Genomic DNA, 14,553 nt, shown 5'->3' on the forward strand with positions numbered 1-14,553 from the left:
TCGTTCCGCTTCTTTAGGGTTCCTCGCCAGAGGGCGCCAGGCCGCGCACCAGGTTGGCGAGTGTCTCCCTGACGGCGGCTTCGCAGTGCTGCTCCGAGGCGTCAGGAGGGATTGGTATGGGGGCCCACCAGTAGTCCGCCTCCAGCTCTTCGGCACGGAACTCGAAGTCGGCGAAGGACTGTTCGAACTGCGCGTTGATCGCGGCCACGGCCAAGCTGTATGCATCGTGTACGTGGCGTCGCTGATCGGCATCCTCGATGCCAGAACCCAGGATCCAGAATGTGGCCGGGGAAGGGCAATGCGGTGTCCAGCTCGCCGGTTCGAAGCCGACGTACACGGTAGTGGGCCCGACGCTGAAGTCCGAGCCGTAGTAGTAGCGATCAAGGGTGGGTTCGATCCTCCACCGAGGTGACCTCGGAGCGGTGATCCCTTGGTGTCCTTGAAGCGCACCCACGACACGCTGAGTCGCCACGACCCCCTTGGTGAAGCTGTCCCCAATGCCGTGGGTCAGTTCGTGACGAGTCAGCGCCTCCAGGCCGCTCTCGAAGACCTGAACGATCCCCTCCAGTTGGCGGAGTTCACCCTCCAGGATCGGGTCCTCTCGGCCGCCGTGACCGCGGAGGGCCGTGATGAGGTCGAGCCACCCCATGACGGCAAGGTGCCGGGCGTCTTCGAGCTTCAGCCAGTGAATACCGGTGGCCGAGTCCGGCTCGAAGCTACCGGCCCTTTGACCGGCGGGTATCCGCTCGGCAAGCTGGTGGGACAGCGCGACGACGCGGTGGCCTGGGCACACGAACAACAGGGTGCCTCCCCGCGGAAGTCCTGCAAGGTATCCGTTGGGTTGATACTCCGTCAGTCCCGCTTCGAACTTCCCCTCGATCATCAGCAGCGGCAGCCCGCCGACCTCACCGACCACGTCCGGCCTGCCCTCGTGCTCCGGCGAGGTGGCTTCGCTGCGAAACCGCAGTCCGTCCGGACGGCCAACCAGCAGTTCGACGTTCCGGACGAATCCGGTGAGCACTTCACGGACCGGGCGGTAGTGCTCCGCAAGGTAGTAGAGGGCTTCCGTGGCTATCGGCTCACGTCTGGCCTTGAACCGGTCCGATAGATGAGCGAGCAAGGCGTTGGTCGTCATGCGCTGACCTCCCGGCGCGGGGTCGGTTGGGGTGGCCTTTCCCCTTCGACTGGAAGAAGGACACCGCCAGCAAGAAGGGGGAAGAAGGGGCATGTGAACCTACAACTGAACAGCGATCCTCAGCTGCGCGCACCCAGCGGGATCGTCGCGACGTGGTCCCACGTGATCGTCATAGCCTGCGCGTCCGCGGTGACGTCCACGAGGTGAACGGCGTCCACCCGCATCGGGGCATGCCCCGGGCGCACTCCATTGCGGAGCTTCCTCTGGACTTGGTCGGAGTCGCATTCCTCGGCCGCGTATCCGAGCGTGAGGTGCGGGACCTTGGTGGGATAGCCCGTCGCGTTGGGCCCGCGCACCGTCTGGATCGCGGCGCGGACGGTGGTGTGGATGTCGTTGAGGGGCTCGTCGGGATGGACGTTGGCGATCACTCCGGTCGCGTACGACCCAACCGATCCGATCATGGGGTCGAACGGCTCGACGTTCGCGAGTCGCTTACCCAACTCCACGACCAGGGCGTCGCGTTCGGCTGTCGAGATGGCCGCTCCTACGCGGTCAGTGATTTGGTCGACGGTGATGTGCACCCAAGGACGCGCGACCAGCGTGATCGGGAAGTCCTTCAGCACGTCGTGCGTGCGCGCGTAGGTCCGCAATCGGAATGGCCTATTCCGTCGTGGCGACCTGCGCGTTCGCTCGTTGTCTCATTAGGGTGGCCCGTCACTCTGTCTCACCATCTTGGCCCTTCGTCCTCCCCGGGAAAGTCGACCGACGTCCCCTTCCGCTTGTACGCGCACCGGCCCAGCCTCGATGAGCTTCCAGCCGCGGCCCTCCCTGTAGAGCTGGAGGTGGGCTTCGCCGTTATTGCCAGTGCTAAATTGCCTTGGCTCGCACACTTATTGGACCCTTCGACAGCATCTTGGCAGGCACGTAAGACATCGCCGGGATCTTGTGTCCCCTTGTGACTGACGGCGGCACCGCCGGGCCGGATGGTCTCCTTGGTCGTCCAGAGGAAGGTCTTCGTAGAGCCGTCGGCCACGACGTCCCACGGCGACCGACTCGATGTAGAGCGGGGCATGGCTCGGGTGAACCCGGCGTACGCGCCGTCGGACCTGGTGACGGTGGCCAAGTCGACCCCGGCGAGGTCGGGATACGCGGTGGCCCGGCCCTGATGGATGACCTCGGTGCCGGGGTTTTCGTGCAGCCAGAGCCCCGAGCCTCGGCGAGATCTTGGCACCTGCGTCTGAGTGGATGACTGTGGGAAGCTCGTGCTGCACTGCCGAGTCTGTGACCATGCGGCTTCAGGAGAGGCACATGAACCAAGCGCCTGGAAACCCCCAATCGATCGTCGTATCGGGGCAGTTGGTGCAGCAGCTGACGAGCGACGCTGCGATGCTGCGCGGAGCCCTGTCCGAACTGAAGCTCGACTCTTCAGGGCACCCCTTGCCTCGCGATGCGGACCTTGAGTCGATGGCTTTCCGCCTGCTCTCCACGATCGACCTCGTGACCGGGGCGACCTCTGAGACGTGACGTGCTTCGCGTCCGAGCAGCTGCCCCGAATCTTGGTCGGGTAGCGGGGCCCAAGGAGGTGACGGAGCGGAACGTCCACGTCTCGATTGCTGAGATGGCCCGATGGGCTCTATTCGGTCATGTTCCCCTGCCGGGCGGGATCCTTGTGATGCGCCCGAACTGCAACTTTCTGCGCTGAATGCTTCCTCTTCTGCGGCTGGGCGCACACGTTGTGGCGACGATCAGTCCGCTTTGAGCTGGCCCCTGTCCCGTGTGACCGGTGGATGGTGGTGTGCCGGGAAGCGGCTGGCTGCTTCTCGTCGGTGGTCATCATAGGGGGACCTGCTGAACTGACGTCATAAGGGGCGGAAAGGTGCAGGTGCGGCAATGTTCGTATGCGTGCAGGCGCCACCCAACATTTCCCAAGTCCCTTGCCAACCCTCTCTGCACTTGCCATGGTTTGGACCACACGGAACAGCCTGACCCGGTACCACGCCTAAGAGACTTCAGGGGCCACTCGGCATGTGGGGGAGTGCATTCTGCGTGCACGTAGGGATACTTGACGATGTGCAGTCCGGGCTCGTGAACCGCACCCGGGCTCCATAGGGCGGTTCCTTGCTCTTCTGGCCAGGCGGGCGGCGGTACTTCAGTTGCCGACGATCTGATCCGGCCTGGCCATCTCCGTTGTCCCCAACGCATATGGAGATTTCATGACTGCTGCGACACAGCTCCCACAATTTCGCGTGACACTCAACTCGAGGTGCGGCAGGGCATGCTTCTTTTGCCGACCTTCAGGTGAAGCAATCTCCACAGCAGCAGGAACCGAAATCGACGTCGGTGATCTTATACGGGTCGCCAAGGCCCTTCGCCAGCGGGGCATCTCGAGCATCAAGCTCACCGGTGGCGACCCGGCTCTCTATGATCCGCTTGAGGAAGCGGTCAGTCGGCTCCGTGATGAAGCGGGCTATGCAGACATTGAACTGATCTCCCGGCACCCACAGATCGGTGAGCGTGCGCCTGCACTTGCCGAGGCCGGCGTAACGCTGTTCAACATGAGCGTGGACACCCTTGTACCTGAACTCCACAAGGAGATCTGCGGTGTTGACGACCTGTCACTGGTACTCAAGGCTCTGGATCAGTGTGCAGCCACGGCCGTACCTGTCAAGGTCAACACGGTAGTGATGGGCGGGATCAACGATGCCGAGATACCCGACCTGGTGGCCTACTGCGAAGCGCGCGGAATCCGGCAGCTCAAGCTACTCGATGTGATCAAGGATCTTGACGAGGGAACGGAGAGTTTCGCACGCCGCCTGGTAATCAAGAGGGGTTCCGAACTGCGGGAGCTATACGCGCCGCTGGAGGAGATCGCCGAGCGCTACCGAGGGCTCGCCGTGAACTCCGAGGTCCGTCGACAAGGCGGCCTGGGACATCCCATGACCGTGCTGACTATGCCCTCTGGACTGGAGATGGTCCTCAAGGACAGCCGGGCCGGCGCCTGGTACGGCTCCGTCTGCAAGAGCTGCCCTCTTTTCCCGTGCCACGACGCCCTGATGGCACTTCGTCTCACGGCCGACATGCGGCTGCAGTTCTGCCTGCTCCGCGAGGACAACGCTGTCGACCTGAGCGGCCTCATGGGTCAACCAGCGGCTGCACGCCTGGAGTCGACTCTGGACGAAGCCCTCAGTGTGTATGCCGGCGCGTGGTTCAGGGCCGAGGAGCCTGCTTCCCGTGCGGCGCTCCCCCTGGTCCAAGGGCAGCCGTAGGTGACTGACACAGCCAAGGCGGGAAGGACGGCATGAAGGAACTGCTCGACCGCGTGACTCGCATTCTCGCAGATCAGGACGGAGTCGCCGCCGCAACCACTGTCTGCGTGCAGCATGGCAGGCAGGACATCGTTGTCGGCGTGGTGCAGCTGGACGGAATCACGAGCGAAATTGAACTCCGCGCCAAGGTGACGGCCGAACTGGGCGACGCGTGCCCGCCGATTGCCGTCTGGGCGCCGGGTGGCCAGGTCTCTGCCGAAGCGGCCATCAGTTCGGAGGAGGTGAAGGCCGCCCTGGAGAACGGATGGTGCGTTCCCTTCGTTGCCCCGGCCACTCCTGCGGAGCAGGTGATCGCGGATTTGTGGAGCAAGGCGCTGGAGGTCCCCGCGATTGGGATGCTCGACGACTTCCTCGACCTGGGAGGCGACTCGCTCGGCGCTGTGCTCATTCTGTCTGGGATCGAGGACAAGCTGGGGATCAAGATCGAGATTCGCGACTTCATGGACGCCTCAACTATCAGAGGACTCAGTGAACTTGTCGCCGGAGGGGGCGATAATGGCCAGCCTTGATCAGGCGCGGGATGCTACCGGGACATCCGTAGCTCTACAGCTCCGTGCACTGGCGGCGGTCGATCCGCAGGCTCCGGCACTCACCTGGCAGACGCCGGAGGGTCCATGGAGGATGTTGACCCGAGAAGATCTCTGCCGGTACGTCGATGCAGCGGTAGCCAAGCTCGCTGCGACCGTACCCGGCGGAATTCGCGCCACCGTAATCGATCTCCCTAACGGTGCGCCCTTCGTTGTGGCGGTCCTCGCCTCCTGGTGGACCGGACGGACTCCACTCATCGTCCCGTCCGGCTCCACCCCCCAGGAGCGTGAAGCCCTCTTCGCGCGAACGAACGGCTCGCCGCCTGCCCCCGACATCTCCGCGGACGTGCTGAACGTCCTTGAGGGCACCGGTCAGTGCGCTGGCCAAGAGGCGCATCCCATCGAAGACGAGCCGAGCGAATCCTGGTGCTTGCCGTCCGGGGGGAGCACAGGGCTGCCATCGCTCGTGCCTGTGCAGGGCAAACCCTCCGCAGTGATCGCCGGACAGCAACTTCTGCTGTCGGCCATGGGCTGGCATGCAGCGTCGGTTCAGCTGGTCCTCGGCCCGCTCTTTCACGCGGCCCCGTTCACCTCGACGTTCAGCGGCGTCGCCGCAGGCAACCATGTGGTGATGCCAGCCCGGTTCTCGCCCGCGGACCTGGAGGAGGCGCTGGACCTGGCGCCGCCAACCTGGTGCCAACTCACACCGCACCAGATGGCCTTGATCGCTGCGGACGAGCAGCTGATGGAGGTGTTCTCCTCTCGCCTCGAGGGCATCATGCACACCGCAGCTCCCTGCCCGGCTGACGTCAAGCAGGAGTGGATCGACCGCATCGGTCCGCAGCGCGTCTTCGAGATGTACGGCTCCACCCAGATGATCGGAGCCGCCGTGTCCAGCGGAACCGAGTGGCTTGAGCGACCCGGAACGGTGGGACGCCCCTTTATGACCCAGGTCCGCATCCTGGACGACAACGGCCGTCGCCTACCCCCCGGCACGGTCGGCGAGGTCACGATGCGGTCCACCGGAACCCGCCGCCTTGCGCCGGCCACCGCATCCCATGTGCGCACCCATCCCGGAGGCTTCTACGGCGTAGGGGATCTCGGTTACCTCGACAAGGACGGCTACCTCTACCTCACCGACCGCCTCGACGACGTGATGATCATAGGCGGCGCCAACGTTAGCGCTCGGGAAATCGAACTCACGCTGCTCGCGCATCCCGATGTCCGCGAGGTCATCGTGTGCGGAAGACCGAACGAACTGATGGGGGAGACACCGCACGCTGTCGTGGCGTGCGTGCCCGGTAGCGCACCCACGATTGCGGATCTCAAGGCCCACTGTGCTGCACGGCTGGCCTCCTACAAAGTGCCAACCTCGATCGAGTTGGTGCCGGAGCTCGCCCGGTCCAAAGCCGGAAAGATCCAAAGGTTCCGGTACAGCGCCTGATCCGAACTCCTCAGCTGAAGGCGAGCAACGTCAGAATGACCGAAGCGCACCAGGATCTGCAGCACACGCTCACGGATCTCGTGGACGATATTCTTGGGGTTCGGCCCGGCCCCGACGACGACTTCTTCGCGGTGGGCGGCACTTCGCTGTCCGTCATGCAGCTTTCTGCTATGGCTCAGGCCGCTGGCCTGGAATTGACCGGCCGTCAGATATTTGCCCTGCGGACCATTCGTGCCTGGGCCAAAGCCGTCAAGCGCACCGAGCCCAAACCTGCAGGTGTACCAGGGTCCGGTTCGCATTTCGAACCTGTCCCCCTGGGCGGCCCAGTCCCGCTGTCTCCGCTGCAAGAAGCGCGTCTCCTGCGGTGGCAGGACGAAGCGGCCCGAGGCGACCATTCCATTCACGATCGGTACACTGCCGCGTTCCGTTTGCGTGGACCGTTGGATAGCGGCGCCCTGTCCTCCGCCATCACGGCTCTGGGGGAACGGCACAGCATTCTTCGGGCCGAATTCCATGTCGATGAAGACGGCGCAGCACATCAACGCATTAGCGCCACCGGCGGCCCCCATCTTGAGCTGTTCGACGAACCGGCCGACGGCGAACGATGGAAGCAGGCCGTCGAGGCGTACCTGAGAAGGCCCTTTGCCTTCCCCGACGGCCCGCTCCTGCGCACCGCACTCTTCCGGATCAGCGCCGACGACGCCGTATTGGCCGTATGCGCACACCATCTCCTGCACGACGGCTGGTGGTCCATGGGCGTGCTGCTAGGCGACGTCTGCGCCGCATACCAGCGGACGCCCTCGCCCACCGACGACCCGCCGGCCAGCCTGCCGCACCAGTTCAGGGAGTTCGCCGCCTGGCAGCGAGAACAAGTCGACGGGCCACAGGGGCGCGAGCTGCTGAACTGGTGGCGCAGCCGACTCGAGCACACCGGCCCGATACCCCGATTCCAGCTGCGCGGCGCTCCGCTGGCACCGGTGAGGTCGTCAGCACCGGCCGGGCACACGGTACGTGAGGTGGCCCAGGAAACGCGGACTGCCCTGCTGCAGCTGCAACAGGTGTCGGGCGCCACCCCTTTCGTCGCGGTGATAGCGGCTGTCCATGTTCTTCTCCACTGCCACGGCGGTGGCAGGAACGTGGGAGTGATCGCCCCCTTGGGCAATCGTGACCGCCCCGGAACCGGCGACGTGATCGGCCCGTTTGCGCACCTCTTGCCCTTCACCGGTCAGATCGAACCGGTATCGACGTTGTCCAGCATTGTGGAGCAGACCAGCAAGGGCGTCGCCGAAGTCCATACGCACGCGGACCTACCGCTCGACGTCTTGCTGCGAGAGCTGGCACCCGAGTCCTACCTGGGCGCCTGGCCTCATCGCGCCCTTGTGTTCACCGCCACCCAGGACCACCCGCTCGAGCAGCTCATCCCTGGTGTACACATCGAGCGAATCGGGCTGCCCAACCCGCGGATGGACAACTTCTCCCTGTGGTTGAGTCACAACGATGACGACGCGTCGCCGTGGCGGCTCGGGGCGGACTACGACGCTGACTGGCTGGCAAGCGAGACGGTTGCCGACTTCCTAACCGACCTCGAGACACTGGTGCGTCTTATGGCAACGAGGCCGCACTTGCCCGTCCACGAAGTGGAGGCAGCACTCAGCCCCAAGGACCTGCGCCATGCCTGACGCAACACGGCCACCCCTCGACGTCCGCGTATTGGTGGAGCCACAGCAGGGGGCGAGCTACGCCCAAGTCCTCAACGTCGCGCAGGCGGCCGAGGAGCTCGGCTTCGCAGGGCTCTTCAGCGCAGATCACTATCAGCGCATCCCCGAGGTCTGCGAAGGCGATGGGATGCCCGGGCCGTTGGATGCCTGGACCACGCTCGCCGGCCTTGCACGCGACACGACACGACTACGGCTGGGCACCCTCATGAGCCCGGTGACCTTCCGTCACCCCAGCGCTCTGGCTATCCAAGTGGCCCAGGTCGATGCCATGTCGGACGGACGCGTCGAGGTGGGTCTGGGCACCGGATGGTACGAAGCCGAACACCGCGCCCGCGGCATCCCCTTCGGCTCTCAGGCGGACCGCAACGCACAGCAGGAAGAACAGATCGCCATCCTCACAGGAATCTGGCGAGCCGAAAGTACCTACACCTTCCACGGCCGCCACTACCGCCTGCAGGACTGCCCCGCCTTGCCCAAGCCTGTACAGCGTCCGCATCCGCCACTCATCCTCGGCGGCAAAGGCGCCCGCCGTAGTCCCCGCATCGCCGCCCGCTACGCAGACGAATACAACCTCTCCTCCCTCACGCCCACGGAGTGCTCCGCGCGCTACGAAACCATGGCCCGGGAGTGCGTCGCGGCTGGCCGTGAGCCCGCGCACGTGGTCCGCTCCTGCACCCTGACGGCGTGCATCGGCCACAGCCTGAGCGAAGCGGAAAAGCGCGCAGACACGCTGGGGCGTTCGATGGCCCAGCTGACGCTGCGCGGGCTCACCGGATCACTGCGGCAGGCGACCGACCGGTTGGCGGCCTACACCGCCGCCGGCGTGCAACGCGTTTATGTCAAAGTCCTCGATCTCGACGACCTCGACCATCTCGAGTTGCTCGCCGAGCTTGCCCGGACACAGGGATCACACGAGGCCCTTGGAAGTTCGATCTCCCCTATCCAGGAGTGATGTTCGATGTCAGCGACCTTTGTCGGCATGCCGGCCCATCGGCCGGTCGTCATACTCGCGTACCCGAAGATCGATCACGAGAAGGACTACGTCTACTTCTGGATGCCCTTCTCCCTGCTCACCACGGCAAATCCCCTGCTGGACACCGGCCTGGCCGACGTTGTTCTGTTCGACGGCAACCAAGCGGAGCACGGTGCCTGGGAACGGCTGCTTGATGAGCACCTCGGCAATACCCTGTGCATCGGCGTCAGCGTGATGACCGGCGGGGGGCAGATCGCGCACGCGCTGGACCTCGTGCGCCGGGCCAAGAACCGTGACGGATGCCCCCCGGTCGTCTTCGGCGGACCTCACGTCAACGTCCTCGCCGAGCAGACCGCCGATGACGAACTCGTCGACGCCGTCCTGGTCGGTCCCGGCCAGCACTCGATGCCCGTCTATGTCGAAGCATTGCTCGGCAAGCGCCCCCTGGCCGACGTCCCCGGACTCATCGTCCGCGAGGGCGGCAAGGACGCCGTCCGCGGCCCCGTCAACCCGCCCCGGACCAGCTCACTGGGACGCTATCCCTGGCACTTGCTCGATGTGCCCAAGTACATCCGATCCGACCCCACAGTCGCCTCGCGCACACTCAACTACATCTCTTCCCAGGGATGCGTCTACAAGTGCCGCTTCTGCTACGAGCTCACCTATCAGCGCAAGTACAGCTCGATGCAGGCCCATGACATGGTCGAAGACCTCCACGCGATGCAGCACCAGTTCGGCATCAACGGCGTCAAGTTCTATGACGCCGACTGGTTCGTCAACATCAAACGGGCCGTGGGGTTCTGCGAAGAACTGATCGACCGCAACATGGATCTGGCGTGGGCAGCGTCGATCAACCCGAACGACGTCCTCAAGGCCCGCCGCAGCAACACCCCACTTCTGAAACGGGTCGCGGAAAGCGGCTGCACCCGGCTGCTGATGGGCGTCGAATCAGGGTCGAACCGCGTACTGCAAGATGTGGTCAAAAAGGAGATCACGCGGGAAGGCATCCTCGACGTCGCGGCGGAAATCGCCGACAACGGCATCCTCGGCTCCTACACGTTCATCGTCGGATTCCCCGGTGAGAGCCCCCAGGAACAGGACGACACCTACCGTCTCATCGAGGAACTGCGCGACCTGTCCCCCACACCGGAATCTCGGGTGCACCTGTTCGCCCCGTACCCCGGCACCCCGCTGTATGACGAAGCGCTCGCCCATGGATTCGAGCCCCCGGACACCTTCGCGGGGTGGGCCAATTACGACTACTACGACACCCAGACCCCATGGACTTCCAAGGACACGGTGGCCCGTGCACGGGCCCATACAATGATGCGCTTGAGCCCCACCGGGGCCGCCCAATCATCTTGACATGCACAGGAGTTGACCGCCCATGATGCGGGCCGTGATCCTAATCGAAAGCCTCAAGGACCCCCATGCCATCGAAGGCGTTGAGGGAGAGGAGGTGAGCCGCTACCCGCTGCCCCTCAACGGCGGCACCGTGCAAGTAGTCGAACTGGACGTCCCCGACGACTCCGTACAGGCCGCGTGCTGGCATCTGGCTCAAGTACTGCAGCCCCAGCGCTACTTCGCCCAACTCCAGGACGCGGAGCAGATGTACGTCGTTTTTCCCGACGCGGTGGCGCTTGTTCGACGGGGCATCGCGGCCACCGAAGAAACCGCTCAGAAGATCGGCGCCTTGTTCGGCATCCCGACATCCCAGATGCGTTTCCTCGAGATGTTCGAAACCGCCCACCCCGACGTACAGGATGCCCGGTAGACCATGCCCGTCCGGCCATTGGACCAGCACGTGGGTCTCAGCCTGAGGCCCGCCGCTCCGTTCCACTTCGACGGAACGTTCTGCAAACCCAGCCATTTCCCGACTCCACACCGTGAGCATGAGTCCGGCACGTTCCGCCAGACTCTGCGGTGGGGGGATACGGTCTATGGAATCCGTGCCCGCAATGCGGGCACGACCGATGCTCCGGCCATCGATCTGACCGTCTTTTCCGAGCGGGACCTAGACGAGGGGGAGGTCGAGAGCATCGCGGCGGAACTCTCGCGACGCTTTGACCTCGCCGCCGACCTGCGCTCGTTCACCGAACTCGCCCAGAGCGACGACCTCCTCGGCCCCGTGGAACAGCGATGGCGAGGCATGCGCGTGGGCGCCGGATACTCGCTGTACGAGTTCCTGGCCATCACGTGCGTGCTACAGAACACCACGGTCCGCAGAAGCCGGGACATGCTCAGCGCTCTCTTCGAGCATTACGGCACCCGCGTACGCTTCGATGGAACAGAGCTCAGCGCCTTCTGGCCCGCATCCGCCCTCGCCCACGATGAGGCCGAGCAGGAACTGCGCGCCCTCAAAGTCGGATACCGAGCCAAGACACTTCACCGGGTGGCGTGCGACTTCGCTCAGCGCGACTGGGACATGAGCACACTGCGGGCCCTGCCCCGCCAAGAGGCGCGGGACAAGCTGCTGGGGATCTACGGGGTCGGTCCCGCGTCGATCTGGTACCTGCTCTTTGAAGTCCTGCATCACTACGACGCCTTCGACACGATCTCGCCCTGGGAGCAGAAGATCTACTCCCGGCTGCTGTTCGACAGCGAGCTCACCGACGCCGACAAGATCCTTCAAGAAGTGCACAACCGTTGGGGAGACTGGCGCATGCTTGCCTCCCACTACATCTTCGAAGACCTCTTCTGGCGGCATCGCCAGGACCCCATCGACTGGCTGCGTGACCTCATCCGTCTCTAGCCGCGCGGCACACCGCCAGCGCCACACTTGGACCCGTGGGAGCCCTCGTGAACACCCGGCCGATAGCCGACCTGCATGCCCACACCATGGCAAGTGGCCATGCCTTCAACACCCTCGACGAAATGGCCCAGGCTGCTGCGGCCGCCGGCCTCGCGGTACTCGGCATTACCGATCACGGTCCGACCATGACGGGGGCACCCACCCACGGCTACTTCGAGATGGCCCACCGCATCCCCAAGACCCTCCACGGTGTGCGCATTCTCCTCGGCTGTGAGGCCAACATCCTTGACCACCAGGGGAGCATCGACATCGACGACCAGTGGGCCCCCGCCCAGGGCGTCCTGCTCGCCGGACTGCATGGCCGCACCCCGTACGACTCCGAGAGCACCATCACGCAGAACACAGCCGCCGTCATCGGGGCCATCGAGAATCCGGCCGTCCACATCATCTCGCACCCGTACCGGCCGCACTTCCCTGTGGAGCCGGAGACCGTGGCCCGGGCAGCAGCCGCATGCGGAACAGCACTCGAAGTTAATCTGTCCCTGTTCAAGCCGCTTCTCTCCGACGTTGAGCACCTGCAGACGCATCCCTCCATCCGCGCCACGCGGGAGATGCTCGCCGAAGTCCTGCATCACGGGGGCTCATTCGTTCTCAACAGCGACGCCCATCACGCGAGCGAGATCGCCGCGAACCATGCTGCGGCACAGCACGTGTGCGCGGCCTTGCGGATTCCCTTGGCCCAGGCAGCCAACTACGGCAGTCGGCTGGGGCTCGACCTGCCCAACCTCAAGGACAACGAGCCGCTCGAGCCAGTCGTCTGACACCCTCCTGCTCCCCGCCGAACGAGGACACATCTGTGCTGGTACGCCTGTCGAAACCCGTGCGGTCCTGGCTCGCCCCTGTGCGACTGCTCCGCTTCGCACCACGCGCGTTGGCCTGGGCCCTGCTAGGGACCGCCGCCGTCCAGTGGGCCCTGCCAGTGATGGCCACCTACGCAGCCGGCACCGTAGTCGAACACGCCAGCCACATCGGCTCGGCATCCACCGCCATCACCGCAGTGGTCGGCCTGAGCGTCCTCCTTACCATGCAACAACTCGCCGCTATCGCCGTCGCCCCGCTGCGCGAAGCGGTGGCACGCTCAATCGATGGACGATTCCGCCGACAAGTGGCGGAGATATCCCTCACACCCACCGGCATAACCCACCTCGAAAACCCGGCACTGGCCAACCAGTTCGCGCTGGCAAGCAGGGACCTGGATCAATTTACCCCCGGCAATGCGGCTACCGCGCAGGTGAGTGTCATCTGCCAGGCGGTCTCCGCAGCAGCCTGCGTGGTGATCATCAGCAGTCACTCTCTACTCGGCGCAGCCGTGATCGCTGTCCTCGCCCTGACCCGCCGAATGGTCGTCCAACGCCTGTTCGTGGGACTCAACTGGGTGAAGATCCGCGCAGCCTCGGCGGCGCGCCAGTTTCGCTACTGGCAGGACTTTGCCGGAGGAGCAGAAGCTGGAAAGGAAATCCGCGTCTTCGGTCTCCAGCACTGGGTCGTCGCCAAATTCCGCACGGCGATGCTGAGTTACCTGAGGGGCATCTGGCGAGCGCGCATCCCCGTCGTGCTGCGCACCTGGATTCCGCTCCTATTCGGCATCGCTCTGGCCGCCACAGGATTCATTACCCTGCTGCCACGGCACGGGGCAGCCGATGCGCAGACCGTCGTACAGGGCACCACCGCACTGATCGCCGTCCTTGCGGCCAGCTCAACGACATGGGAAGACTTTGAGGTTGCACACGGCCGCCCCATGATCGACGCTGCCCAAGAACTGCACCAACGTCTCAAGCCCACTGCATCGTCCGCCGCTGCAGGCCCGACGATGCGCGCAGCGGCCCCGCCAGCCATCACCTTCGAGAGTGTCGATTTCCACTACCCCGAACATGACACACCGGTCCTGAACGGGCTCAACATCGACATCAAGCCGGGTGAAGTTCTTGCCATCGTTGGGGTAAACGGCGCCGGCAAGACCACGATCACTAAGCTACTGGCGCGCCTCTACGAACCCGTCGCAGGACGGATCACTGCCGACGGCATCGACATCCAAGACCTGGCGCCCGAAGCCTGGCGACGCCGCCTGGCCGTCGTCGTGCAAGGTTTCCTCCGTTACGACCTGTCCGTGCGCGAGAACGTGACACTCGGCGCCCCTGAACACCACGGCGACCGAGAGTTCTTCGCGAGCGTCGCCGACACCTTGGATCTCAACGACATCGTCGCCCCTCTGCCCCAGGGATGGGACACCGTGCTGTCACGGGGCCGCAGCGGCGGCTCGGAGCTCTCCGGAGGACAGTGGCAGCGCATCGCGATCGCCCGGGCCCTCTTCGCCCTCCGGGCCGGCCGCACGGTCCTCGTCTTGGACGAGCCGACAGCGCACCTCGACGCCGAAGCCGAGTTCGACGTCTTCCGCAAGGTCGTGGAGGCCGCCCGTGGAGCTAGCGTCCTCCTGATCTCGCACCGCTTGTCCACGGTCCGGCTGGCGGACCGAATCGCCGTGATCCGCGACGGGAAGGTCAGCGAGATCGGGACCCACGAGGACCTCGTGCGGAGCGGCGCAGACTATGCGCGCATGTTCGCCACTCAAGCACGCCAGTTCCTGGAGACCTCATGAACCGCCCGAGGACCCAACGAGC

13 protein-coding genes are annotated in these 14,553 nt (G+C 64.8%); 11 read left to right on the plus strand and 2 right to left on the minus strand.

Annotation, left to right across the window (positions count from 1 at the left end; genetic code table 11):
- Positions 1–13: 13 nt before the first annotated feature.
- Complete coding sequence (locus ACIBUY_RS03640) at positions 14–1,135, minus strand: hypothetical protein (protein WP_399151605.1); 1,122 nt, start codon at positions 1,133–1,135, stop codon at positions 14–16.
- A gap of 119 nt (positions 1,136–1,254) precedes the next feature.
- Positions 1,255–1,785, minus strand: coding sequence for a 2'-5' RNA ligase family protein (locus ACIBUY_RS03645; RefSeq protein WP_399151606.1), 531 nt, complete (start codon positions 1,783–1,785; stop codon positions 1,255–1,257).
- 658 nt (positions 1,786–2,443) lie between these two features.
- Here ACIBUY_RS03645 and ACIBUY_RS03650 point away from each other — a divergent pair.
- The 11 genes from ACIBUY_RS03650 (at position 2,444) to ACIBUY_RS03700 (ending at position 14,531) form a co-directional block, all read left to right on the plus strand.
- Positions 2,444–2,659 carry a hypothetical protein gene (locus ACIBUY_RS03650; RefSeq protein WP_399151607.1) on the plus strand — a complete coding sequence of 72 codons (216 nt, stop codon included), beginning with the start codon at positions 2,444–2,446 and terminating at the stop codon, positions 2,657–2,659.
- A gap of 689 nt (positions 2,660–3,348) precedes the next feature.
- Positions 3,349–4,401: a radical SAM protein gene (locus ACIBUY_RS03655; RefSeq protein ID WP_399151608.1), complete on the plus strand. Its 1,053-nt coding sequence runs from the start codon at positions 3,349–3,351 to the stop codon at positions 4,399–4,401.
- A gap of 32 nt (positions 4,402–4,433) precedes the next feature.
- Entirely contained in the window at positions 4,434–4,970 is a 537-nt protein-coding gene (locus ACIBUY_RS03660) for a phosphopantetheine-binding protein (RefSeq protein WP_399151609.1), read from the plus strand.
- Positions 4,957–6,432 (plus strand): AMP-binding protein, encoded by a 1,476-nt coding sequence (locus ACIBUY_RS03665; protein ID WP_399151610.1) that lies wholly within the window; start codon positions 4,957–4,959, stop codon positions 6,430–6,432. Before ACIBUY_RS03660 ends, ACIBUY_RS03665 begins: the two co-directional genes overlap by 14 nt.
- Before the next feature lie 35 nt (positions 6,433–6,467).
- Complete coding sequence (locus ACIBUY_RS03670; RefSeq protein ID WP_399151611.1) at positions 6,468–8,111, plus strand: condensation domain-containing protein; 1,644 nt, start codon at positions 6,468–6,470, stop codon at positions 8,109–8,111.
- On the plus strand, positions 8,104–9,102 hold the full coding sequence (locus ACIBUY_RS03675) for an LLM class F420-dependent oxidoreductase (RefSeq protein ID WP_399151612.1): 999 nt from the start codon (positions 8,104–8,106) through the stop codon (positions 9,100–9,102). The genes ACIBUY_RS03670 and ACIBUY_RS03675 overlap by 8 nt, the downstream gene beginning before the upstream one ends.
- A gap of 6 nt (positions 9,103–9,108) precedes the next feature.
- Positions 9,109–10,488, plus strand: coding sequence for a B12-binding domain-containing radical SAM protein (locus ACIBUY_RS03680; RefSeq protein WP_399151613.1), 1,380 nt, complete (start codon positions 9,109–9,111; stop codon positions 10,486–10,488).
- Positions 10,489–10,510: 22 nt separating this feature from the next.
- Positions 10,511–10,897: a hypothetical protein gene (locus tag ACIBUY_RS03685; protein ID WP_399151614.1), complete on the plus strand. Its 387-nt coding sequence runs from the start codon at positions 10,511–10,513 to the stop codon at positions 10,895–10,897.
- A gap of 30 nt (positions 10,898–10,927) precedes the next feature.
- Complete coding sequence (locus tag ACIBUY_RS03690; protein WP_399151615.1) at positions 10,928–11,875, plus strand: DNA-3-methyladenine glycosylase family protein; 948 nt, start codon at positions 10,928–10,930, stop codon at positions 11,873–11,875.
- A 35-nt stretch (positions 11,876–11,910) separates the two neighbouring features.
- On the plus strand, positions 11,911–12,696 hold the full coding sequence (locus ACIBUY_RS03695) for a PHP domain-containing protein (protein WP_399151616.1): 786 nt from the start codon (positions 11,911–11,913) through the stop codon (positions 12,694–12,696).
- A 161-nt stretch (positions 12,697–12,857) separates the two neighbouring features.
- The gene (locus ACIBUY_RS03700) at positions 12,858–14,531 is read left to right on the plus strand and encodes an ABC transporter ATP-binding protein (RefSeq protein WP_399151617.1); all 1,674 of its coding nucleotides are present in this window, start codon (positions 12,858–12,860) and stop codon (positions 14,529–14,531) included.
- Positions 14,532–14,553: the final 22 nt, after the last annotated feature.

The organism is Streptomyces sp. NPDC050085 (genome assembly GCF_044460595.1).
Taxonomy (GTDB): Bacteria; Actinomycetota; Actinomycetes; order Streptomycetales; family Streptomycetaceae; genus Streptomyces.

What these genes read in the sequence shown, in the direction of transcription:
- ACIBUY_RS03640 (WP_399151605.1), bottom strand. Translation starts at nt 1,135, where the DNA reads ATGACGACCAACGCCTTGCTCGCTCATCTATCGGACCGGTTCAAGGCC.
- ACIBUY_RS03650 (WP_399151607.1), top strand. Translation starts at nt 2,444, where the DNA reads ATGAACCAAGCGCCTGGAAACCCCCAATCGATCGTCGTATCGGGGCAG.
- ACIBUY_RS03655 (WP_399151608.1), top strand. Translation starts at nt 3,349, where the DNA reads ATGACTGCTGCGACACAGCTCCCACAATTTCGCGTGACACTCAACTCG.
- ACIBUY_RS03660 (WP_399151609.1), top strand. Translation starts at nt 4,434, where the DNA reads ATGAAGGAACTGCTCGACCGCGTGACTCGCATTCTCGCAGATCAGGAC.
- ACIBUY_RS03665 (WP_399151610.1), top strand. Translation starts at nt 4,957, where the DNA reads ATGGCCAGCCTTGATCAGGCGCGGGATGCTACCGGGACATCCGTAGCT.
- ACIBUY_RS03670 (WP_399151611.1), top strand. Translation starts at nt 6,468, where the DNA reads ATGACCGAAGCGCACCAGGATCTGCAGCACACGCTCACGGATCTCGTG.
- ACIBUY_RS03675 (WP_399151612.1), top strand. Translation starts at nt 8,104, where the DNA reads ATGCCTGACGCAACACGGCCACCCCTCGACGTCCGCGTATTGGTGGAG.
- ACIBUY_RS03680 (WP_399151613.1), top strand. Translation starts at nt 9,109, where the DNA reads ATGTCAGCGACCTTTGTCGGCATGCCGGCCCATCGGCCGGTCGTCATA.
- ACIBUY_RS03685 (WP_399151614.1), top strand. Translation starts at nt 10,511, where the DNA reads ATGATGCGGGCCGTGATCCTAATCGAAAGCCTCAAGGACCCCCATGCC.
- ACIBUY_RS03700 (WP_399151617.1), top strand. Translation starts at nt 12,858, where the DNA reads ATGGCCACCTACGCAGCCGGCACCGTAGTCGAACACGCCAGCCACATC.